17 protein-coding genes and 1 pseudogene are annotated in these 21,709 nt (G+C 72.2%); 9 read left to right on the forward strand and 9 right to left on the reverse strand.

The window, feature by feature from the left end:
- Window positions 1-92 precede the first annotated feature (92 nt).
- Together cydB and IMZ11_RS18675 are read left to right on the forward strand one after the other, a co-directional pair.
- Complete coding sequence (cydB, locus tag IMZ11_RS18670) at window positions 93-1,034, forward strand: cytochrome d ubiquinol oxidase subunit II (protein ID WP_228643152.1); 942 nt, start codon at window positions 93-95, stop codon at window positions 1,032-1,034.
- Window positions 1,035-1,055: 21 nt separating this feature from the next.
- Entirely contained in the window at window positions 1,056-1,439 is a 384-nt protein-coding gene (locus IMZ11_RS18675) for a type II toxin-antitoxin system PemK/MazF family toxin (protein WP_228643155.1), read from the forward strand.
- Between the two features lie 30 nt (window positions 1,440-1,469).
- Here IMZ11_RS18675 and cutA read toward each other — a convergent pair whose 3' ends face one another.
- The 6 genes from cutA to IMZ11_RS18705 form a co-directional block, all read right to left on the reverse strand.
- Complete coding sequence (cutA, locus tag IMZ11_RS18680) at window positions 1,470-3,860, reverse strand: aerobic carbon-monoxide dehydrogenase large subunit (RefSeq protein ID WP_228643157.1); 2,391 nt, start codon at window positions 3,858-3,860, stop codon at window positions 1,470-1,472.
- Window positions 3,857-4,420, reverse strand: coding sequence for a (2Fe-2S)-binding protein (locus IMZ11_RS18685; RefSeq protein WP_228643159.1), 564 nt, complete (start codon window positions 4,418-4,420; stop codon window positions 3,857-3,859). Before IMZ11_RS18685 ends, cutA begins: the two co-directional genes overlap by 4 nt.
- Window positions 4,413-5,294 (reverse strand): xanthine dehydrogenase family protein subunit M, encoded by an 882-nt coding sequence (locus IMZ11_RS18690; RefSeq protein WP_061255393.1) that lies wholly within the window; start codon window positions 5,292-5,294, stop codon window positions 4,413-4,415. Before IMZ11_RS18690 ends, IMZ11_RS18685 begins: the two co-directional genes overlap by 8 nt.
- 54 nt (window positions 5,295-5,348) lie before the next feature.
- Complete coding sequence (locus tag IMZ11_RS18695) at window positions 5,349-6,716, reverse strand: uracil-xanthine permease family protein (RefSeq protein WP_228643161.1); 1,368 nt, start codon at window positions 6,714-6,716, stop codon at window positions 5,349-5,351.
- Between the two features lie 213 nt (window positions 6,717-6,929).
- The gene (locus tag IMZ11_RS18700; RefSeq protein ID WP_228643163.1) at window positions 6,930-7,148 is read right to left on the reverse strand and encodes an RNA-binding S4 domain-containing protein; all 219 of its coding nucleotides are present in this window, start codon (window positions 7,146-7,148) and stop codon (window positions 6,930-6,932) included.
- Window positions 7,149-7,236: 88 nt separating this feature from the next.
- Window positions 7,237-8,880, reverse strand: coding sequence for a PucR family transcriptional regulator (locus tag IMZ11_RS18705; protein WP_228643165.1), 1,644 nt, complete (start codon window positions 8,878-8,880; stop codon window positions 7,237-7,239).
- A 230-nt stretch (window positions 8,881-9,110) separates the two neighbouring features.
- Between IMZ11_RS18705 and IMZ11_RS46255 the strand changes: the two genes are divergently transcribed.
- Together IMZ11_RS46255 and IMZ11_RS18715 are read left to right on the forward strand one after the other, a co-directional pair.
- The gene (locus tag IMZ11_RS46255) at window positions 9,111-10,136 is read left to right on the forward strand and encodes a DUF2877 domain-containing protein (RefSeq protein ID WP_228643167.1); all 1,026 of its coding nucleotides are present in this window, start codon (window positions 9,111-9,113) and stop codon (window positions 10,134-10,136) included.
- Window positions 10,133-11,575 (forward strand): FdrA family protein, encoded by a 1,443-nt coding sequence (locus tag IMZ11_RS18715; RefSeq protein ID WP_228643169.1) that lies wholly within the window; start codon window positions 10,133-10,135, stop codon window positions 11,573-11,575. The genes IMZ11_RS46255 and IMZ11_RS18715 overlap by 4 nt, the downstream gene beginning before the upstream one ends.
- On the opposite strand, the pseudogene IMZ11_RS46720 reads toward IMZ11_RS18715, so the two are convergent.
- Window positions 11,511-11,675, reverse strand: a pseudogene (locus IMZ11_RS46720) (hypothetical protein); the annotation flags it as partial. The gene IMZ11_RS18715 and the pseudogene IMZ11_RS46720 sit on opposite strands and share 65 nt — an antisense overlap.
- A 29-nt stretch (window positions 11,676-11,704) precedes the next feature.
- Here IMZ11_RS46720 and IMZ11_RS18720 point away from each other — a divergent pair.
- The 3 genes from IMZ11_RS18720 (at window position 11,705) to IMZ11_RS18730 (ending at window position 16,909) form a co-directional block, all read left to right on the forward strand.
- Complete coding sequence (locus IMZ11_RS18720) at window positions 11,705-13,099, forward strand: DUF1116 domain-containing protein (protein WP_228643171.1); 1,395 nt, start codon at window positions 11,705-11,707, stop codon at window positions 13,097-13,099.
- Between the two features lie 156 nt (window positions 13,100-13,255).
- Window positions 13,256-15,496 carry a serine/threonine-protein kinase gene (locus IMZ11_RS18725; protein ID WP_228643173.1) on the forward strand — a complete coding sequence of 747 codons (2,241 nt, stop codon included), beginning with the start codon at window positions 13,256-13,258 and terminating at the stop codon, window positions 15,494-15,496.
- Window positions 15,497-15,532: 36 nt separating this feature from the next.
- On the forward strand, window positions 15,533-16,909 hold the full coding sequence (locus IMZ11_RS18730) for an MFS transporter (protein ID WP_228643175.1): 1,377 nt from the start codon (window positions 15,533-15,535) through the stop codon (window positions 16,907-16,909).
- Between the two features lie 104 nt (window positions 16,910-17,013).
- Here IMZ11_RS18730 and IMZ11_RS18735 read toward each other — a convergent pair whose 3' ends face one another.
- A complete protein-coding gene (locus tag IMZ11_RS18735) occupies window positions 17,014-18,633 on the reverse strand; it encodes a bifunctional 3'-5' exonuclease/DNA polymerase (RefSeq protein ID WP_228643177.1) in 1,620 nt (539 codons plus the stop codon).
- 181 nt (window positions 18,634-18,814) lie between these two features.
- On the opposite strand from IMZ11_RS18735, the gene IMZ11_RS18740 reads away from it, so the two are divergent.
- Together IMZ11_RS18740 and IMZ11_RS18745 are read left to right on the forward strand one after the other, a co-directional pair.
- Entirely contained in the window at window positions 18,815-19,303 is a 489-nt protein-coding gene (locus IMZ11_RS18740) for a MarR family winged helix-turn-helix transcriptional regulator (protein ID WP_228643179.1), read from the forward strand.
- Between the two features lie 82 nt (window positions 19,304-19,385).
- Window positions 19,386-20,045: an SDR family oxidoreductase gene (locus IMZ11_RS18745; RefSeq protein WP_228643182.1), complete on the forward strand. Its 660-nt coding sequence runs from the start codon at window positions 19,386-19,388 to the stop codon at window positions 20,043-20,045.
- Here the strand turns inward: IMZ11_RS18745 and IMZ11_RS18750 are convergent.
- Window positions 20,042-21,706 carry a metallophosphoesterase gene (locus IMZ11_RS18750; protein WP_228643184.1) on the reverse strand — a complete coding sequence of 555 codons (1,665 nt, stop codon included), beginning with the start codon at window positions 21,704-21,706 and terminating at the stop codon, window positions 20,042-20,044. The genes IMZ11_RS18745 and IMZ11_RS18750 overlap by 4 nt on opposite strands.
- Window positions 21,707-21,709 lie beyond the last annotated feature (3 nt).

A 21,709-nucleotide genomic window follows, 5' to 3' on the forward strand; every position in this document is an offset into this window, starting at 1 on the left:
TTCCGCTCCTGAGCGGACCTTGCCGCGCCACTCCAGGCCGACCCCGACGTGGTACGGCGCACGCCGACCCTCATGTACTGAGGAGACCCACCATGACGACGTTCTGGTTCATAGTGATCGCGTTCCTCTGGACGGGCTACTTCGTGCTGGAAGGGTTCGACTTCGGCGTGGGGGCGCTGCTCCCCTTGCTGTCGCGGTCGGAGGCCGACCGCCGTCAGGTCCTCGGCACGATCGGGCCCGTCTGGGACGGCAACGAGGTGTGGGTCATCACCGCGATCGGCGCGATGTTCGCCGCCTTCCCCGCGTGGTATTCGGGCCTGCTCAGCACCTTCTACCTGCCGATGTTCCTCATCGTGGTCGGCCTGATCGTGCGCGGGGTCGGCCTGGAGTGGCGCGGCAAGGTCCGCTCAGGAGCGGAACGCGCGCTGTGCGACGCCGGGATCGTGACCGGCAGCGTCCTCACCGCCTTCCTGTGGGGCGCGGTCTTCGGCAACCTCCTGTACGACACGGCGCTCGCGACCGTCCTCGGCGGCCTGCTGTCCCTGTCGGTCGCGATCCTGCACGGTGCGGTGTTCGTGACGTTGAAGACGTCGGGACCGGTCCGCGCCCGCGCCCGGAACGCCGCCCTGGCCGCCGCCGCCGTCGCCGTCCCGGTGGGCATCATCGCGCTGCCCTCCGTCCCCGGATCGGCGATGGACGTCCCGAGCTGGTCCGCCTCCCCCTGGCTGTGGGCCTGCGCGCTCCTCGCGATGGCGGCCCTGACGGCAGGCGTGGCCCTCGTCTGGCGGCGCCGCGAGGGCTGGGCGTTCACCGCCACGGCGTCGTCGATCGGGCTGACCACGGCCGCGCTGTTCGGCGCCCTGTGGCCCGCGCCTCTGCCGGGTCTCACGCTGGCCGAGGCCGCCTCCGCGCCGTACACGTTGACGATGCTGACCTGGATCGGCCTGATCGCGCTCCCCGGCGTGCTCGCCTACCAGGCGTGGACCTACTGGGTGTTCCGCAAGCGCCTCACCGCGGACATTTCCGCTCATTAGGCGACACGCCCGAACAGGATCATGCCCGCGCGACCGAGCCGGCCGCCTCGGTCGCGCGGATGCGGCGTCGGCTCACCACCCGGTGAGCACGAAGCGCACGCGAACGCCCACGGATCGTCCGCAAAAGCCCTGAAGCACGAGCAGAGCGGCGAGCGGTTCGCCGTGGTGATCCAGTCCGACTTCATTCCGGCCCTCTCGACACTGCTTGTCGCTCCGACGTCCACCAGCGCGCGTCCCACGTCCTTCCGTCCCGAGATCGAACTACTGGGCAAGTCGACGCGGGTCATGCTGGAAACCGCTTCGGTCGCGCCGGAGCGGCTCGGCTCCTTCGCCGGGCGGCTTTCCCCTGCCGAACCGCTCGAAATCGACGAAGCGCTCCATCTCGTGTTCGGGCTGGTTCGCTGAAGGTCGAGCCGCCTCGCGATGCATCCCTCCTTACCGGGCGAGCCGCAGGCGCAGGGTGTGCAGGTCGGAGGGAGAGATGGGCATCCGGTCGATGGGGATGGCCTCCGCGTCCTCGACGGCTGAGGCGATCACGGCGGACACCGGGATGACCCCGGCCTCTCCCGCCCCCTTGATACCCAGGGGATTGAGCGGCGAGGGCGTCTCCAGGTGGGCGGTCTCGATGTGCGGCACCTCGGTCGCGTACGGCATGAGGAAGTCCATGAACGAGGCGTTCAGCAACTGGCCGTACTCGTCGTAGACCATCTTCTCGTACAGCGCCCCGCCCACTCCCTGGGCGACGCCGCCGTGGATCTGCCCCTCGACGATCATCGGATTGATCAGCTTGCCGCAGTCGTGGACGACGGCGTACCTGAGGATCGTGATCTCGGCGGTCTCCGGGTCCGTCTCCACGATCGCGGCGTGCATGCCGGAGGCGAACGTCGACCTGATCGGCGAGTAGTAGTCCCGCCCCTCCAGTCCCGGTTCCTCCCCCTCGTCCACCGGGGGACGGTCCATCGACGACGCGCCGGAGAACTGGGTGGCGCGCTTGGTCTCCTCGTCGAAGGCGTACCGCAGCGGGTTGGACAGCACGGCGACGGTGGCGAGAGGGATCGACGCGGACGGCGTTCCGGCGACGTGGACGATCCCGTCGGTGATCTCCAGGTCGCGCGGGTCGGCCTCCAGAGCGTCCGCGGCGATACGCAGCGCCTTCTCGCGGACCTTGCGGCAGGCGAGCGCGATGGCGTTGCCGCTCATCACCGCGGCGCGCGAGGCGAAGGTCCCCACGGCGTACCCGAAGCGGCGGGTGTCGCCGGTGACGACGGAGACCTTCTCGATCGGCACACCCAACTCGGTGGCCGCGATCTGCGCGAACACGGTCTCGTGGCCCTGGCCCTGCGAGGTCAGGCCGGTCGAGACGTGCACCCGGCCGTCGGAGGTGACCTGCACGTGGCCCCCCTCGTACGGGCCGACGCCGGTGCCCTCGACGTAGCAGCCGACGCCGATACCGATCCGGCGGCCCTCGGCCGCGGCCCGCGCCTTCATCTCGGGGAAGGAGTCCCAGCCGATCAACTCCTTGAGCATCCGCAGCGACTCGGGGTAGTTCCCGCTGTCGTAGATCAGCGGGCGGCCGTCCTGGAAGATCAGGCCCTGGTCGTAGGGGAACTCGTCCGGCCCGATGAAGTTGGCCGCCCTCACCTCGGTCCGGTCCCGCCCCAGATAGGCGGCGATGCGGTCCATCGTCCGCTCCATGCAGAACACGCCCTGCGGGCGCCCCGCCCCCCGGTACGGCGTGACCTGCACCGTGTTGGTGTAGATCGAGGAGAACTCCACCCGGTAGGCACCGATCTTGTACGGCCCGAGGAGCTGGGTGGAGGTGATGATCGGCACGATGATCCCGTACGGCGTGTACGCGCCGTTGTCGTGCAGGATGGTCACGTCGAGGCCGAGGACGCGGCCCTCGTCGTCGAAGCCGACCCTGACGTGCTGCACCTGGGCCCGCTCGTGGGCCGACGAGACGAAGTGCTCCCGCCGGTCCTCGGTCCACTTGATCTCCCGGTCGAGCAGCCGGGCCGCCCAGGGGATGAGGATCTCCTCCGGCCATGGGTGCACGATCTTCACGCCGAAGCCGCCGCCGACGTCGGGCGCGATCACCTCGACCTTGGGCAGCGGCAGGCCGAGCTTGGCCGCGACCGCCATCCGCACGCTGGTGGACGTCTGGGTGGACGAGTAGACCCGCAGCGACTGGTCGTCGGCGTCCCAGCGGGCGTACACGCCCTTGCCTTCCAGCGGCATGCACGCGCTGCGTTCGATGTCGAGCCGGAACTCCAGGGTGTGCGGCGCGGCGGCGATGGCCTCGGCCGCCGACCTGCCGTCCCTGGACGGGACCTCCTGCACCATGTGCGCGCCCACGTTGCCGGGCACGTCCTCGTGGACCAGGTGGACACCCTGGACGGCCTCCTCGACGCCGACGACCGGCTTGAGGAACTCGTACTCGATGTCGATCAGCGCGCAGGCGTCCTCGGCGATGTAGCGGTCCTCGGCGACCACCATCACGATGGGCTCGCCGACGTGCCGCACGACGTCCTTGGCCAGCGGGTAGGCCGTACGGCCGTGGGTCAGCGCCGGGTGCGGGATCAGCAGCGGCAGCGGCTCGGCCAGCGCCCCGGGCAGGTCCTCCCATGTGTAGATCGCGACCAGGCCGTCCACGTCCAGCGCGGCCGAGACGTCGATGTCGCGGATGCGGGCGTGCGCGTGGGGCGACCGGACGAAGGCGGCGGCCAACGCGCCCGGCCCGAGGTCGTCCAGGTAGCGGCCCTGGCCGGTGACCAGCCGGGCGTCCTCGCGCCGGCGGACCGGTTCGCCGAAGAGCTTCGTCGTCACGGCGTGTTCCCTCGCTCCCCTGAATCGCCGGACCCGTTCTCCGCCCGGAGCAGCCCCGGCTGGGGCTCCGTCGGGAGCTCCGCCTGGATCTCCGCGGCCCGGTGCACGGCCTTGACGATGTTCTGGTAGCCGGTGCACCGGCACAGGTTGCCGGAGACGGCCTCCAGCACCTCCTCGTCGGTCGGCGTCGGGTTCTCCCGCAGGAACGCGGTCGCCGTACAGAGGAAGCCCGGAGTGCAGAAGCCGCACTGGAGGCCGTGGCATTCGGTGAAGGCCCGCTGCACGGGAGACGGCTCGCCGTCCCTGGCGAGACCCTCCACCGTGGTGATCTCGTGGCCGTCGACCGTGACGGCGAACGTCAGGCAGGACCGTACGGGCTCGCCGTCGAGCAGCACCGTGCACGCTCCGCAGACGCCGTGCTCGCAGCCGACGTGCGTGCCGGTCAGTCCAAGGTCGTGCCGGAGGCAGTCGGACAGCAGGCGCCGCGCGGGCACCTCCGCCTCCCTGACCACGCCGTTGACCACGAGCGTGATGGCGTATCGGGTGGTTGCGTCACTCATGAGCGGCCTCCGTTACCGCGTTCCTCGCGGCGTCCTTGAGCGCCCGCTCCGCCAGCACTCCGGTGAGATGCCGCCGGTACTCGGCCGTCGCGTGGATGTCCTCATCGGGATCGATCCGATCCCGTACGGCCGCGGTGACCGCGTCCCAGGGGACGGATGCCGCGGGTCGCCTGCCGCAGGCGTCGGAGACGTCGACGACCACCGGTCCCGGGCCGACGCTGACGCAGGCGACCCGGGCGGAGACGATCCGCAGGTCCTCGTCCAGGGTGACGAGCGCGGCCATGCCCGCCACGGCGTAGTCGCCGTGCCGCCGGGCGACCTCGCGGAACGCGGTGCCCGAACGCGGCGGAAGCGCCGGGAAAAACGCGGACACCGCGAGCTCACCCGGTTCGATCGCCGATTCCATCGGCCCGATGAAGAAGTCCGCCGCCGCGACCTCGCGCTCGCCGCCGAGCCGCGCGAGCCGTACGGACCCGCCGAGGAGGGCGAGGGCCGCGGGCATCTCGGCGGACGGGTCGGCGTGCACGAGGCTGCCGACCACGGTCCCCCGGTTCCTGATCACGGGGTGCGCGACCAGCGCGAGCGCCTGGCGGAGGAGCGGCTGGACCGCCGCGGCCTCGGCCGAGCGCTCGACGGTCGCGTGCCGGGCCAGCGCCCCCACTCGGACGCCGCCCGCGTCGGCGGTGAGCGTGTCCAGCTCGCCGACGCGGTTGATGTCGACGAGCTGGGACGGCGCCACCAGCCGCATGTTGAGCAGCGGGATCAGGCTCTGGCCTCCGGCCAGGACCTTGCCGTGCGGCCCCGCCTCGGCGAGGGCCTCAAGGGCCTCATCCACCGAGACGGGGGCGTGGTAGTCGAACGGAGGTGGTTTCACGTGGTCGTCTTACTCCGAAGTGGTGGAGCCTGCCGCGGGGACCCCGGCGGCAGGTCAGGTCGCGGCATCCCTCTCGAATCCGATCTCCCCACCGGAGACCTCCTTCCTCGGGCCGCGCGCGAGGGCACGGAGCAGGTGGTAGCCGCCGAGCGCCACGATGGTGCCCAGGGCGATGCCGGCCAGCGCGAAGTCTCCGGCGATCTGGTGGGTGACCGGGCCGATCGCGAGGATGATCCCGGCGCCGATCGGCACCATGTTCACCGGGTCGGAGAAGTCCACCCGGTTCTCGATCCAGATCTTCGCGCCCAGCAGGCCGATCATGCCGTACAGGATGACGGTGATGCCGCCGAGCACGCCGCCCGGCGTGGCGGCGACGAGCGCGCCGAACTTCGGGCACAGGCCGAACAGGATCGCGATGACGGCGGCGACGTAGTAGGCGGCGGTCGAGTAGACCCGGGTCGCCGCCATGACGCCGATGTTCTCGGCGTACGTGGTGGTGGGCGAGCCGCCGACCGCGGAGGCGATGACGGTGGCCGCGCCGTCGGCGGCGACCGCCCGGCCCATGTACGGGTCGACGTCGGCGCCGGTCATCTCGCCCACGGCCTTGACGTGGCCGACGTTCTCCGCGATGAGCGCGATGACCGCGGGCAGCACGAGGACGATGGCCGAGACCTTGAAGTCGGGGGCGTGGAAGCTCGGCAGCCCGATCCAGTCCGCGCTCGCCACCGCGTCGAAGCTCACCCGCGGATGTGTGTCGATCTGCCCGGTGCCCGCGTTGTACGCGGTGATGTTCCCGAAGACCTTGTCCGCGCCCCAAGAGAGGACGAACCCGAAGAGCAGGCCGAGCAGGATGCCGATCCGGCCGATGAACCCCCGGAACAGCACAATGATCAGGAAGGTCGCCAGCATGGTGATCAGGGCGATCCAGTGGTCCTGCGGCCAATAGACGTCGGCGACGACGTAGGCCAGGCCGAACCCGATCAGCATGACCACCGCGCCGGTGACGACCGGCGGGAAGATCTTGTGGATGATCTGTACGCCGAGGTAGTGGATCGCGACGCCGCACAGGGCGAGCACGACACCCGCTATCAGGATCGCGCCGGTGACCGTGGCGCTGTCCCCCTGCGCGGCGCGAATCGCGACCACGCCGCCGACGAACGACGCGCTCGTGCCGAGGTAGCTGGGGATCTTGCCCTGCACGATGAGCAGGAACAGGATCGTCGAGACACCGGACATCATCACGGCCACGTTCGGGTCCAACCCCATGACCAGGGGGAAGACGAACGTCGCGCCGAACATCGCGATCACGTGCTGGGCGCCGAAGCCGACCATGCGCGGCCAGCTCAGTCTTTCGTCGGGTTTTACCACCTCGCCCGGTGGCAGGTTCTTCCCGTCGCCATGCAACTTCCAGCCGAAAGCCATGCAAGCCCCTCTTTTACCTGGGCCGACGTCCGGTGGCCACCCCGCGGGCTTCCAGCGCGGCACTGCTTTGCGGGCACATTAGGCCCGCGATTCCCATTACACACGGGCATCTTGTGCCAAACCAGAGGCGATCCGCAGCAGTCATGTTGCGCACCGGGCGCCGGGCGGGGCGGTGAACGTCACATCACGCCGTCAACGGGTGGACGCGCCCGGTCACGAGGCGGCGACGACGCGGATCTCGAAGCCCTCGCCGGTGACGACCTGGCCGGCCCGGATCTTGCACGCCTTGCGCAACTCGACCGCGCCGTCCACCCGGACGTTCCCCTCGGCGATGAAGTGCTTGGCCGCCCCGCCCGAGTCCGTGACATAGCAGTACTTGAGCAGGTCGCAGAGCGGGATGTAGTCGTCGTTCAGCTCGAATGTCTCTTTCACCGCGCCAGCTTAGGACGTCCCCGCCGCGCGGTACGGCTCAGCCGACGGTTCAGCCGTACGACTGAGCGGTACCGGCCAGACGCGCGGCTCAGATGCCGCGCATGCGCAGGACGTGCAGCGCGAGGGTCAGGTTGAGCCGCAGGTGAGCGTCCTCGGTGAAGTTGCCGAGCATCCGCTCCAGCTTCCCGATGCGGTAGCGCAGGGTGTTGTAGTGGAAGTGCAGCCTCCGGGCGGTCTCCGCGACGTTGAGATTGGTCTCCAGCAACACCTGGAGCGTCCGGCGCAGGTCCGCGTTCTCCACGTCGTCGTCCCCGGCGAGCGACCCGAGCGTCTCACGGACGAAGGCGTGCAGCTCATCCGTGTCGTTCACCAGCGAGAGCAGCCGGTAGACGCCCAGCTCGTCGAAGTGCGCGACCGCGCCGCCGCCGTGCAGCTGCCGACCGACCCGCGCGGCCTTGAGCGCCTGGCCGTACGCGCCGGGGAGCAGGTCGGCGCCCCCGGCGACCCGGCTCAGGCCGGTGGAGAACGTGCAGTCGGAGACGGCGGCGAGGGCGTCCCTTGCCAGCCGGATGGTGTCGATCCCCGCTCCGACGACGGCGACGACCTCGTGGGAGAACCCGGCCACCGCGCCGCGCGGGTCGTACCTGCGAACGGCGGACTGCCAGGCGGTGAGCATGCGGTCCTGGGCGGGGCGCTCCTCGGCGTCCGGGTCGATCTCGGCGACCAGGACGCTGACCGGGCGTTCCAGGTCCCAGCCGAACGCGCGGGCGCGCTCGGCGACCCGGGTGCCGCCCCTGCCCGTGAGCACGTCGCGCAGGAAGTCGGCGCGGTACTTGCTCTCGACGGCGGTCACCGCCTCCTGCTTGGTCACGACGAGGGCGGCGACCGTGGCGGCGCGCTCCAGGATGCCGATGTCGCTCGGGGTCAACGCGCCGGAGGCGCTGAACGCCACGATCCTGCCGTGATGGTGCCCGCCCGCCACGACCGGCACCACGGCGTGATGCCCGTCGGACGCCATGACCGGCGCGATGGAGCTGGACGGTACCCGCGTGCCCGGTGACGGCTGTTCCGGAGGCGCTCCCACGGTGAGGCAGGTCTCGCGCAGCGCCGCCACCTGCCCGGCGTCACCGGCCGAGGCCAGGATCTGGCCTCCGGCGTCCAGCGCGGCGACGGCCACGTCGAGCAGCCCGGCGACCTCGGCGGTGACCTCGCGCATTCCGCCCCCGGCGAGCACGATCTGGACCAGCGCCCGGTGCGCCTCCTCGGCCCTGGCCAGGAGCCCGGCCTGGCGGTTCAGGATGTCGGTGAGCACCTGGTTGAGGATGTCGTCGAAGCCCACGTCGTTGGGAAGCAGGATCAGGGGGAACCCGAGCCTGTCGGCCTGCTCGACCATCTCCTCCGGCAGCTCGTCGAGGTACCGCCCAAGCTTGATCGCCAGCGCGGCCAGCCCGCGTTCGTCGAGATCCGCCACCAGCCGGTCCAGCGACTGTGGAGTGTTGCGCAGCGGATAGCCCGTGGTGAGCAGCAGCTCGTGCGGTTTCACCCAGGCCAGGATGTCGGGCACCTCCATGACGTTGAGGCGCTGCACGATGCGGTCGAGGCCGCGCTTTCCCGCGATGAGACGGGCGTCCGCCAGCGTCGACACGCCCAGCACCTCCCCGACGGACACGCCGTGGAGGATGGTTCCTGTGCTGGCCAGCCTCATCGCCGGCGCGGCGGGGTCGATCGTCATCGTGCGCTCCGGGGTTGAGCTTCGGGGGATATGTACGGCTCAGGCCGATTGTGCCGAACAATCCGACTGTCAGGAAGAGCCAAGCATTTGGCCCACTGTTGGCAGCTTTCTCCGTACGGAGCTCAGGGGCGGCGTTCTAGCGTCGGCTCTGACGCGCTCAACGGGGAGGTTCGATGACTGTCGACACACGTCCGAGAGCGCGGCGCTCCCCGGCACGTCCGCCGGGAGGCGTGGGAGGTCGCACCCAGATCGGGGGGGCCGCCAGCGTCGCGCTGCGCCCGGCGCTCGAATCACCGCGCCGTCCCGCCCGCGTGCTGGCGGCGTTCCCGCTCGCCGTCTATCTGGAGGTCAGGAGCGAGTGGGAGCCGCACGTCATCGCCCTGGTCAGCGGGGAGGCCACCCGCCTGCCCAACGCGGTGGTGCTGTCCGGGCCGCTCGACCGTCTTCCCCTGGGGGACGAGTGCTGGGTCGGGGAGGGCTCCATCGGACTGGGCGGCGTCGCTGTGCGGGTCCGGCGCTGGTGGGATCCGGCGCCGCCGCTCGGCGCCGCCGATCCGGCCCGCCTCGCGCGGGCCTTGCCGCTACTCGACGACATCTGCGTACGGGCGCAGCGGCAGCCGGGCCTGGACGTCACCGGCGCCCCCGGGCTGCTCTCCGCCGGGTGCCGGTCGGGTTCCCTCGTGGACGGCGTCATGGCGGCGGAACGACTACTCGGTCTCGGGCCGGGGCTGACGCCCAGCGGCGACGACATGATGTGCGGGCTGCTGGTGACGCTGCGCCATCTGGGCCTCGCCGCGGCCGCCCCGCGCGCCGTGTGGCTGGCCGACTGGCTGGCCGCGGCGGTGACCTACGACGCCCGCGCGCGGACGACGCCCATCTCCGCCACGCTGCTCCACTGCGCGGCGCGCGGCGAGGCCAGTTCGGAGGTGCTCGGCGTGTTGCGCGGCATCGCGGGACAGCAGCCGCTCGACTCGGCGGTGCACCGCCTGCTGCGCCTCGGGCACACCTCCGGCGCCGACCTCGCCTGGGGCGTGCGCACGGGCCTGGCCGCCGTCCTCGCGCTGCGTTCGTGGCCCGCGGGCCGTTCCTGCGGTTCGGAGAACGGCCTGGACATCGGCGCGGAGATCGGCACGGAGATCGGCACGGAGATCGGCACGGCAGGCGGGACGGCGATCAGCACAGCAGGTAGCGCATCGGGCAGCACGGCATTCAGCACGGCATTCAGCGCCGGAAGCCGCGGGAGGAAGCGTCCTTGAACGATCTGGTGGAAGTACGCGCGGGGATCTACCACGACTCGGTGAGCCTGATGCGGGTCAGCCAGGCGCTTGCCGGGCGGCCAGGGGTGAGCGTCGCGATCGTCGCGATGGCCACCGAGCTCAACGTGGGTCTGGCGTGCGACGCGGGCTTCTCGGTGCCCCCGGCCACGCCGGGCGATCTGCTCGTCGCGATCAGGGCCTCGTCGGAGGACGCCGTACAGGAGGCCGCGTGCGAGCTGGAGCGACAGCTCGCGGCCCGGGGCGCGGCGAGCGGCTCGCGAAGGGAGGAAGCACCCCCGCGCACCACGCGGTCGGCGGCTCGCGCGGCGGCACGGGCCGGGGACGCGACGGTCGCCCTGGTGAGCGTGCCCGGGGAGTACGCCTTCCTGGAGGCCGTCGACGCCGTCGAGGCGGGGATCTCCGTCATGATCTTCAGTGACAACGTCCCGGTCGAGCAGGAGATCCTCCTCAAGGACCGCGCGCGGGAGCAGGGCGTTCTCGTGATGGGGCCCGACTGCGGGACCGCCGTGATCGGCGGCGCGGGGCTCGGCTTCGCCAACGTGCTCCGGCCGGGCCCGGTCGGCGTCGTGGCCGCCTCGGGTACGGGAGCGCAGCAGGTGACGAGCCTGCTCGACCTGGCCGGCGTGGGCGTGAGCCACCTGCTCGGGGTGGGCGGGCGCGACCTGTCGGCCGAGGTGGGCGGGCGCTCGACGATCCAGGCCCTGCGCGCCCTCGACGCCGACCCCGCCACCGAGCTGATCGTGCTCGTCTCCAAGCCGCCCGCCGCCGAGGTGGCGCGGGCCGTACAGGATCTGGGGCTCGGCACGAAGGTCGTCGCGGCGCTGCTCGGGCCGGGCCAGGACGACCTCACGACCGCCGTGGAGCGGGTGCTGGGCGCCCTCGGTCACGAGGTGCCCGCATGGCCCGCATGGCCCGCATGGCCCGCGTGGCCCGCGTCGCCGGCGGAGCACGCCGCCTCGGAGGGCGCATCCGGACCGGCCGGCGACGCGGTACGGGGGCCGCTGCGCGGGCTGTACTCGGGCGGCACGCTCTGCACCGAGGCCGCCCTGATCGCCGGGACGGGCGAGTTCACCGACTTCGGCGACGACGAGTACACGCGGGGCCGCGCCCACCCGATGATCGACCCGACGCTCCGCCTGGAGGCGCTGGACGCCGTCGAGTCGGGGGTGGTCCTCCTCGACGTGGTGCTGGGGCAGGGCGCCGACCCGGATCCGTCCGCACGGCTGGCGCCGGGCGTCGCGCGGGCGCGCGAGCGCGGCGTCGCCGTGGTGGTCGCGCTCGTCGGCACGGACGGCGACCCGCAGGGCCTGCGCGCCCAGGCGGCCCGGCTGAACGAGGCGGGCGCCGCGGTGTTCACGTCCAACGCGGCGGCCGCGCGCCACGCGCGTGAGCTCGCGCGCGCTCACGCCGGCGCCTGAGACCGCCGTCCCCGTGCGACCCCTGGAGACGCGCCCCTCTACGGCGCGAACCCCTGAGACGCGATCCCCTGAGACGCGATCCCCTGAGACGCGAACCTCCGAGACGCGAACCGACCCGATAGGAGCCCGATGACCTCGATGACGCTGTCGATGCTGAGCCGTGAGCCCCACGTGATCACGGCCGGGACCGCGGTGCTCGGCGAGGCGCTGGACCAGCAGGCCGTGGCGAGGATCGAGGTCGACTGGCGCCCGCCTCTCCCCGGCACCGCCGCCGCCCTGGCCCGGGTGCTCGCCGATCCGCGCAGGGAGCGGGCCAACGCGACCGCCGTCGGCCGGATGGTGTCCGCCCGGCCCATGCTCGTCGGCGTACGCCCGGCCCGTGACGTCCTCGGCCTGGAACCCGGCACGTTCCTGCACGCGGGGCCGCCGATCACCTGGGAGCGCGCCTCCGGCCCCATGCGGGGTGCCCTGATCGGCGCGATGCTCTTCGAGGGACTCGCCTCCTCTCCGAAGGACGCGGAGGACCGGCTGGCCGCGGGGTCCGGCATCACGCTCGACTCCTGCCACCATCACCGGACGGTCGGGCCGATGGCGGGCCTGGTCAGCCCCTCGATGTGGATGCTGGAGGTCACGGACGCCGAACACGGCGGCACCGCGTACTGCTCGCTGAACGAGGGCCTGGGCAAGGTGCTGCGGTACGGCGCGTACGGCCCGGAGGTGATCGACCGGCTGCGCTGGATGGGCGACGTGCTGGGCCCGGCGATCCGGGCGGCGCTGGACAGGAGCGGGCCGCTCGACCTGCGCGCCCTGGTCGCGCAGGCCCTGCAGATGGGCGACGAGCTCCACAACCGCAACCGCGCGGCCACCTCGCTGATGGTGCGCGAGCTGGCGCCCGCCATCGTGGAGGCCGCGCCCGAGCACGCCGCGGAGGTGTTGCGATTTATCAATGGAAACGATCATTTTTTCCTGAACGCGGGAATGGCGGCGGCGAAAGTGAGCGCCGACGCCGCGAGAGATGTGCCCGGCTCCAGCCTCGTGGTGGCGATGGCGCGCAATGGGACCGATTTCGGAATCCAGGTTTCCGGGCTCGGGGACCGCTGGTTCACCGGCCCCGCCGGGGTTCCCGACGGCCTCTACCTCGGCGCGTACGGCCCGGCGGACGCCAACCCGGACATCGGCGACTCCACGATCACGGAGACGACGGGGCTGGGCGGCTTCGCCATGGCGGCCGCGCCGGCGATCGTGCGCTTCGTCGGCGGTGACGTGTCGGACGCCGTCGCGGCGACGACCTCGATGTACGAGATCACCCTGGCGGAGCATCCGGCGTACCAGATCCCGGGGCTCGGGTTCCGCGGCACTCCGGTGGGCGTCGACGTCACCCTCGTCGCGCGTACCGGCGTGCTTCCGGTCGTCAACACCGGTATCGCCGGTCGCGTCGCGGGAACAGGCCAGGTCGGAGCGGGTCTGGTCAGTCCTCCCGTGGAGGCGTTCACCGCCGCGCTGGAGGCCCTGGCGAAGGCATGAATTCCCTTTGACCCTGGATTGACCCTAATATCGGTTGCCAACCTCACATATCTTGTGAATTCGCGCGGATCGGGTCTTGGGGGGATTTGTGCGGACTGAGCCAGAATTGGGGACCAGCGCATGACAACCGATCGCTTGCTCGGTATGGTCCCCTCCATGCCGGAGGGTCAGGGTCCCATCGGAGGAAGTACGGCCGGACCGGTGCCCGAGGGGCAGGGACGGCTCGTCGGGAGGCGTTACCGCCTCCTCTCACCGGTCGGCCGCGGCGGCATGGGCATGGTCTGGCACGCCCATGACGTCCTGCTCGACCGTGACGTCGCGGTCAAGGAGCTCATCCTGCCGTTCGGTCTCGACCAGGCGGGCACCCACGGCGCCCACCAGCGCATGTTGCGCGAGGCGCGTTCGGCGGCACGGCTCAGCCACCCGGGCATCGTCACCGTCCACGACGTCGTGGAGGAGGACGGGCGCCCCTGGATCGTCATGGAACTGGTCCGCGCCTGGTCCCTGGAGCAGGCCGTACGGCAGAGCGGGCCGCTGCCCGTCGTGCAGGCCGCCGAGATCGGCATCCGCGTGCTGGACGCGCTGCGCCACGCGCACGCGGCCGGGATCCTGCACCGTGACGTCAAGCCGGGCAACGTGCTGCTCACCGCCGACCGGGTGGTGCTCACCGACTTCGGCATCGCCGCGATCGAGGGCGACGTCACGATCACCCAGACCGGCCTGCTGATGGGATCACCCGCCTACATCCCGCCGGAGCGGCTCCAGGGCCGCCCGATCACGCACGCGGCGGACCTGTGGTCGTTCGGCGCCACCCTCTACGCCGCCGTCGAGGGCCGCCCGCCGTACGAGGGGCCGGACGCGGTGGCCGTGCTCGGCGCCGTGCTCACGCGGGAACCGGCCCGGCCGCAGCGCGCCGGAACCCTGTTGCCCGTCATCGAGGGCCTGCTCCGCAAGAACCCCGCCGACCGGATCGGGGCCGCGCAGGTCGCGGACATGCTGGAACGCGTCCTGCAGAGCCACGGAGCGGGGATCACGACGCCCGGGAGCCGGGGCGCGATGCCGACCCCGCAGGACTCCACTCCCGCACAGTTGCTGCCGCCGCTGGACATGCCCTCCGGACCGCTGCCGTCGCGCATCATCGAGACGCCGTCGGGCCCGATCCGCGTTCCGTTCGATCCGATGGCGAGCCCCTCGGGCGGGTACTCCGCCGCGCAGACCTCCGGCGCCCACCGCGTGGACGGCGGCTCCCCGGCCCGGCCGGGCACGACGGACGCCACCGGCGGACACGCCACGCCGACGCGCGACCCGCTCTCGGCGCCTCTCGCTCCCCCCGTACGGCACGGCACGGACGGCGCCTCCGTCCCGTTCGGCTCCGCGCCGCTGTTCGGGTCCGCGCCGCCGTTCGACCCGCTGACCTCCCCGTCGGGATCCACGCACGCGCCGGAACGCAGGGCCGACGCGATGTGGCCCGCTCCCGCCCCCTCCGACCTTCCCGGCCGCCTGGGGCGGGATCCGGGCATCGACCCGGACGACCCCTTCGCGACCGGCCCCGGGCGGGTCAGGAGGCGCGTCGAGGGCGCGCACAGCAAGCCCGAGCCGGACCCGGGCTCCGGGTCGAGGGGTTCCAGGAGCTCCAGGAACTCCACGGGCGCCGACAACTCCGGCGCCGGGAGCAACGGGACCGCCGAAGCCATCGGGAGCGACGGCCGGGGCAGGGGTGCGAGCCGGTCCGGAGGGCGCCGCCGCGCCGAGGGCCAGAAGCCGTCCGGCGAGCGGGGCAGCCGCTCCACCGCGCTGATCGCCGTGGCGGCGGTCGCGGTCATCGGCGTGATCGTCGCGGTCGTCCTCCTGGTGCTTCCCGGCGGCTCCGGCGACCAGGGCGTCCGGTCCGCCGGAGAGCCGAGCTCCGCCCCGGTGAAGGCCGGAGACGCGGGCGGGGAAGGCGGGAAGGACGGCGGCGCCGAGGACGACTTCGTGACGCCCAAGGGGTACCAGACCCTGTCCGGCGGCGGCGTCTCCATCGCCGTGCCGAAGGAGTGGACGGTGGCCTCGAAGTCGGGCGCCACCACGTTCTCCGGCCCCAAGGACAGCGCGCAGACGATCGTGGTCCGCACGATCTCCGACGGCGGTCTGCCCGCGCTCAGGGTGGCGGAGCAGCAGGCCAAGTACGACGACTACACGCAGGTGAACCTGAGCGCGGCCGACTACCGCTGGCCGGCCGCCGACTGGGAGTACACGTACACCGATTCCAGCCAGGTCACCATGCATCGGCTGACCCGCTACCTCGAGGTCGACGACCGGGCGTACTCGATCACCGTCACGTCCCCCGACTACGGTTGGAACGATTCCGCCGCGAGCGTACGCCAGGCGCTTTGGGGCAGCTTCACGCCAGAGTAACGAAATGTCCGTCATGAGCCATGGCAAACTTCACTCATGACGACGACTCCCCTCAAAATCCCCATAGATGTGTCTCATGTGCAGCGGCGCGTGCTGATCGTGCTGTCCGCCGCGCAGACCGTCAGCGGGGCGGGAATCGCCGTCGGCCTGGCCCTCAGCTCCCTGGTCGTGAACCGCCTGTCCGGGTCCACGGTGATCAGCGGGTTCGCCGGTACCGCCACCGTGCTCGGCGCGGCGCTGCTCGCGCTGCCCACCGCCCGCGCCGCCGGGCGCGGCGGGCGGCGGGCCGGGCTGACCCTCGCCTACGCCTGCGCCTTCGTGGGCTCCGTCATCGCCGTCGTGGCGATCGCGCTCGCATCGTGGCAGCTCCTGCTCGCGGGCCTCGTCCTCGTGGGCGGCGGGAGCGCGGGCAACCTGGCCGCGCGCTACTCGGCGACCGATCTCGCCCCACCTGGCCACGCCGCCCGGCATCTCTCCTGGGTGGTCTGGGCCTCCACCGTCGGCACCGTCGCCGGCCCCAACCTGGTCGAGCCCGCCGAGGCGGTGGCCGAGCCGCTGGGCCTGAGCGGCGCCGCCGGGCCGTTCGCGCTCTCGGCGCTCACCTTCGCCGTCACCGCGCTGATCATCAACGTCGGGCTGCGTCCCGACCCGTTCATCCTCGCCCGGCGGATCGCCGAGCCGGTCACGCCGCTCGACCCCGTCACGCCGCTCGACCCCGTCACGCCGCTCGACCCGGCAGCGCCGTCGGAATCGGGCACGGACGCCCCCGCGAGCGGGCCAAGGAGCCGCGTCGCGGCCGCACCGGACCGCGGCGGCCGGACGCTCCGCACCGCCTGGGAGGCGCTCCGTCAGGCGCCGCAGGCGCGCCGGGCGCTGGCCGGCATCGCGATCAGCCACACCGCCATGGTCTCGGTCATGTCGATGACGCCGGTGCATCTCGACCACGAGGGCGCGTCCATCTCGGTCATCGGCATCGTGATCAGCGTGCACATCGCCGGAATGTACGTGCTGTCGCCGGTCGTCGGCTGGCTCGCCGACCGCATCGGCAGGCGGAACGTCATGCTCGTCGGCATGGGCGTGCTGATCTGCGCCGCCCTCCTCGCCGGATCGGCGGGGCACCACGACGTCCCGCAGGTCGGCGCCGGGCTCCTGCTGCTCGGCGTCGGCTGGTCGTGCGGGCTGGTCTCCGGCTCGGCGATGCTGACCGAGGCGGTGCCGATCGAGCGCCGCCCGGCCGTACAGGGCATGTCCGACCTGCTGATGAACGTCTGTGGCGCCACCGGAACGATCCTGGCCGGGGCGATCGTCGGGTTCGCCGGTTACGGCGTCCTGGGGGCGGCCGTCGCCGTGGCCGTCGGGATCTTCGCCGTCTGGATCACCGTCTCCTCCCGGCGCCCCGCCACGGCCCTGTAGGCGGGTCGAGCGGCAATCGAACGGCCAGTGGCGGTGGCGAGGCGCCGGGGGTGGGCACATCCGGCCCGGCCCGGTACGGGGGCTCCGGCCGGGCCGGGCGGCGGCTATTTGGCGTCGGCGTAGCGGCCGACCGCGACGGCCTCCATCGGGAACCGGACCGGCGTCGGGCCGAACAGCAGCCGGGTCGCCTCCTCGGCCGCGCCGGTCACCGCGGCCCGCACCTCACCGGCCAGGTCGAGCGGGCAGTGCACCATGACCTCGTCGTGCTGGAAGAACACCAGCCGGGCCGGGCCGGGCAGCCGACCGCGCAGCACGGCCATGAGCGTCAGCGCCCACTCCGCGGCGGTGGCCTGGACGACGAAGTTGCGGGTGAACCGTCCTCGGTCGCGGGCCGCCCGCGCGCCGTCGGGCCCGGACACCAGCTCCCGCCACCGCGCCGACGGCTGCGGGCAGGTCCGGCCGAGCCACGACCTGACCAGCCGTCCCTCCTCGCCCGCGCGGGCGGCGTCCTCCACGAACGTGTACGCCTGAGGGAAGCGCTGCCGCATCACGGCGAGCAGCTTGGGCGCGTCGCCGCTGGTCCCGCCGTACATCGCGGACAGCATGGCGATCTTGGCGGAGTCGCGCTCGCCGCCGAACGCCTGGGCCAGCGCGGCGTACAGATCGATCTCCCCCGCCGCGCGGGCGAGGCCGCCGTCGCCGGCCATGGCGGCGAGCACCCGGGGTTCGAGCTGGGCGGCGTCGGCGACCACGAGCGTCCATCCGTCGTCGGCGACCACGACGCGGCGCATGACCTTCGGGATCTGCAGCGCGCCGCCGCCGCTGGTCGCCCACCGGCCGGACACGACTCCGGCCACCACGTACTCCGCCCGGAACCGGTTGCCCCGCACCCACTGGTCGGCCCAGACCCAGCCGTGGAAGCTGTACAGCCGGGCCAGCTCCTTGTACGCCAGCAGCGGGGCCACGCCGGGATGCTCGACCGACGCCAGGACACGGGATCTGGTCGACGGGATCGCGATGCCCGCGCCCTTGAACGCCTTGACGATCTGCTGGGGCGAGTCGGGGTTGACGGGGTGCCCGAAGGCCGCGGAGATCTCGTCCGCGAGCGCCTGGAGCTTGGAGGGGCGCATCCCGTGGACCGGGCGGGGGCCGAGCAGCTCGGTCAGCAGCTCGTCGTGCGCGTCCTCGCGCCAGGGCATGCCGTCATGGCCCATTTCGGCCGCGATCAGCGCGCCGGCCGACTCCGCCGCCACCAGCAGGCGGAACCGTCCGGGGTGGGCCGTGCGGACGATCCGGCCGAGCTGGTCGTCGTACGCCTCGGAGAGCAGGTCGATCTCGGCGACGTCCGGCCCGGCCGGGCCCGTGTCCTCCGGCTCGAACAGGCTCGCCTGCGCCGCCTCGGCGAGCTCCGCCCGATCCTCCGGCACCGGCAGTCCGCGCAGCCGCGCGTAGGCCGCCTCGGCCGACCTCGGCTCGCCGTATCGCCCGTCGGCGCCGAGCAGCAGCCCCTCGGTGAGGGTGACGTCGTGGCAACGCGAGAGCCGTACGCCACGGGCGAGCAGTGCGGGATAGATCCGCCGCGCGTCCGCCCAGACCCACCGGGGGCGCGCGGCGGCCTCCAGCTCGCGCACGGCCTCCGCCAGGTCGCCGACCCGCGTCGTGGGACCGCCGACCGGGCGGATCGTCCCGCCGCCGTCCGGATCCGCCGCAATCAGCACCTGCACGAGCCCAGCCTGCCAGGCGCCACTGACATATCGTCGGCGTCCCCGTGCTCCCGGCTCTGCCGCTCCAGAGGCTCGCTGAAGATCTCGGCCATGAGCCACCAATCGGAATCCGACCGGCAATACTTCAAGCGTAAAGTGATCGAATTGCGCAAAGAGTTCAAGCTTGAAGTATGGTGAGTGCGTGGAAGAGGAGCTGGAGCCGCGCTGGCTCGATGGTGACGAGCAGCAGAGCTGGTACGCGTTGGCGCTGCTGCTGAACCAGCTGCCCGCGGCGCTGGACGCGCAGATGCAGCGGGACGCGGGGATCGGCCAGTTCGAGTACATGGTGCTGTCGGCGTTGTCGATGGCGCCGGAGCGGACGATGCGGATGAGCGTGCTGGCCGAGTACGCCGGCGCGACCTTGTCCCGGCTGTCGAACGTGGTCAGCCGGCTGGAGAAGCGCGGCTGGGTCGAGCGGTCGCCCGACCCGTCCAGCCGACGGACGACTCTGGCGACGCTCACCGGCGACGGCTTCGCGGTGGTGGAGCAGGCCGCGCCCCGGCATGTCGCCGAGGTCCGCCGCCTGGTCCTCGATCCGCTGACCAAGGCCCAGCAGCGGCAACTGGGTGTGGTCGCCTCCCGCATCCTGCGGGCGGTCGACCCCGACCGCGGGATCTCCGAAAACTCCTGAGTCCGCGCCCCGGGCGCGGCCCCGCAGGCGTCCGGCGCGCGGACGCCCTCACTGTCACCCGATCGACGAAAGGACTTCCGTCATGCCCACCATCGCCATCGTCGGCGCAGGCCCCGGCCTCGGCGCTTCCCTCGGCAAGGTCTTCGGCGGCCACGGCTTCGACGTCGCGCTGATCTCCCGCAGCAAGGACAGGCTGGACGTCCTCGCGGCCGGACTGGCCGATCGGGGGATCACCGCCGAGGGCTTCCCGGCCGACGTCACCGACACCGCTTCCCTGACCGCCGCGCTGGAGGCCGCCGCCGCCCGGTTCGGCCGGATCGACGTGCTGGAGTTCTCCCCCTACGCCGGACTGGTCCAGGTCAACCCGGCCGAGGTCACCCTCGACAACCTCCAGCCCGCCATCCAGGAGATCCTCTACGGCGCCGTCACGGCCACCCGGGCCGTCCTGCCCGCCATGCTCGAAGCCGGCTCCGGGACGCTCCTCTACACCACCGGCGGTGGAGCGATCGCCCCTTACCCGTTCCTCGCCACCCTCAACGCCGCGCAGGCCGCTCTGCGCAACTGGGCCCACAACCTCCACAACACTCTCGCCGACCAGGGCATCCACGCCGCAACAGTCGCCGTCAACGCCATGATCACCGACAACGCGCCCGAGGGCTTCCCGGCCATCGCCCCCGACGACCTGGCCCAGACCTACTGGGACCTCCACACCCGGCGAGACCAGGCCGAACTCGTCCTCTAGGCGACGGTCCTGGCCAGGGGGATCTCGACCTCGTCCTCCAGCGGCGGGTCGATCTCCTGGGCGAGGCAACCGGTCGCGGCGAGGCAGCGGATCCGCAGCACGTCCCCGGTGACCGACACGTGCAGGAAGCTCTTGAAGAACGGCGGGGTGTCCCAGTCGGACAGCTCGGAGATCCACCGGTGGAACACCCGGCCCACCGGCAGGTGGAAGGGCATCGGCCAGCCGCCGAGCAGCCGCGCCGCCCACTTCATCCTCGCGGTGATCCGCACGGGCGCCGTCCGGACCCGCCCGCCGCCACCGCCCACGACGCCGCCCACGCCGTCCCCGCCGCCACCGCTCCCGGCCGTGTCCGGTGGCGGGGACGTCCCGTCGGGATCGGCGGCGATCGAGCGCGGCGGCACGTTGCCGACGTGCCGCGACATGAGGGCGAGACCCTCGTCCGGAGTGAGGCACAGCCAGCGCATCCGCAGCCGCCTGCTGTAGAGCAGGCTGTAGAACGACAGCGAGTCTCCGCGCAGCGGATAGCACTTGAAGTCGTCCTCGTGGACGCCGCCGACGTCGACCCGGGGGATGGTGTGGGTGGCGTGCATGAACGCGCCCCCGCCGCCCGAGACGATGTACTGGATGACCCGGTCGCCGACCCTGACCGGGAAGCGCTGGTAGTTGTGGACGTCGCCGCCGATCGCCGCGACATAGTTGTGCGCCGGGTCGCGGACGATGTCGTCCACCGTTCCCCCGCCCTCGATGTCGCAGGGGTGGTGGTCGTTGCGCACGTAGATCGGCTTGCCGGTGATCAGGATCTTGGGCCGGGGATCGGCGGAGATCCGGCGCAGCCACTCCCCCTGCTCGCGGTCGATGTCGCCGCGGATCCCCGTGTCGATGCCGACGACGAGAAGCCGTCCGAGGTCGAGCACCCAGTACGGCGCGGGCATGGTCGCCCGCTGCCCCGGCGCGGAGCGCATCCGGCGTGCCGTGGCCAGCGCCTCCTCGTCGATCTTCGCGGGCTTCTTCCACAGCAGGCCGCGCAGCCCCGACGGGGAGAGGCGGAACCCCTGCTCCCTCACCTCCAGGGGCTGCGCCTCGCAGAAGACCCGCATGAAACCGCCGAGCCCGTCGTACCAGTCGTGGTTGCCCGGCACCGCGTAGATCGGCGCCCGGTAGTCCTGGTACGGCCGGTAGAACTTGTCGCGGTACTCGTTGCCCGACCCGGTCGGGTAGATGACGTCGCTGGCGATGACCGCGAACGAGGTCCCCTCACCGGCCTTGAGCAGGCCCGGAACTACGGCGTACTGGGAGGCGTCACCCTCGCCCGTGTCGCCGAGCACGAGGAACGTGAAGTCCTCCCCCACCTCACGAAATATCCGGAAATCCGGGTCGACGCCGCGTTCCCGCTGGGCCTCCACCCAGCGGCGGCGGACCTCGGCGGAGGGATCGCCGAAGAGTTGCGCCAGGATCTCGTTGCGCGACCGCCAGAGGGTCCCCGGCCTCAGCCAGGTGAAGGTCGCCCGGTTCGGCCGCAGGCGCTGGAAGGTGCCGACCTGCTGGCAGTTCCAGCCCGCCCCGGCCTCCGAGACGCGTGATGACTGCGGCGCGCCCCGCGCGGGACGCGCATCCGCGCCCGCGTTCACATCCGCGTTCACATCGGCGTGCACATCGGCCATGAC

It is taken from the genome of Microtetraspora sp. AC03309 (genome assembly GCF_020826795.1).
GTDB classification, from domain to species: domain Bacteria; phylum Actinomycetota; class Actinomycetes; order Streptosporangiales; family Streptosporangiaceae; genus Microtetraspora; species Microtetraspora glauca.

What these genes read in the sequence shown, in the direction of transcription:
- cydB (WP_228643152.1), top strand. Translation starts at nt 93, where the DNA reads ATGACGACGTTCTGGTTCATAGTGATCGCGTTCCTCTGGACGGGCTAC.
- IMZ11_RS18675 (WP_228643155.1), top strand. Translation starts at nt 1,056, where the DNA reads ATGCCCGCGCGACCGAGCCGGCCGCCTCGGTCGCGCGGATGCGGCGTC.
- IMZ11_RS18685 (WP_228643159.1), bottom strand. Translation starts at nt 4,420, where the DNA reads ATGAGTGACGCAACCACCCGATACGCCATCACGCTCGTGGTCAACGGC.
- IMZ11_RS18695 (WP_228643161.1), bottom strand. Translation starts at nt 6,716, where the DNA reads ATGGCTTTCGGCTGGAAGTTGCATGGCGACGGGAAGAACCTGCCACCG.
- IMZ11_RS18705 (WP_228643165.1), bottom strand. Translation starts at nt 8,880, where the DNA reads ATGACGATCGACCCCGCCGCGCCGGCGATGAGGCTGGCCAGCACAGGA.
- IMZ11_RS18720 (WP_228643171.1), top strand. Translation starts at nt 11,705, where the DNA reads ATGACCTCGATGACGCTGTCGATGCTGAGCCGTGAGCCCCACGTGATC.
- IMZ11_RS18725 (WP_228643173.1), top strand. Translation starts at nt 13,256, where the DNA reads ATGCCGGAGGGTCAGGGTCCCATCGGAGGAAGTACGGCCGGACCGGTG.
- IMZ11_RS18730 (WP_228643175.1), top strand. Translation starts at nt 15,533, where the DNA reads ATGACGACGACTCCCCTCAAAATCCCCATAGATGTGTCTCATGTGCAG.
- IMZ11_RS18745 (WP_228643182.1), top strand. Translation starts at nt 19,386, where the DNA reads ATGCCCACCATCGCCATCGTCGGCGCAGGCCCCGGCCTCGGCGCTTCC.
- IMZ11_RS18750 (WP_228643184.1), bottom strand. Translation starts at nt 21,706, where the DNA reads ATGGCCGATGTGCACGCCGATGTGAACGCGGATGTGAACGCGGGCGCG.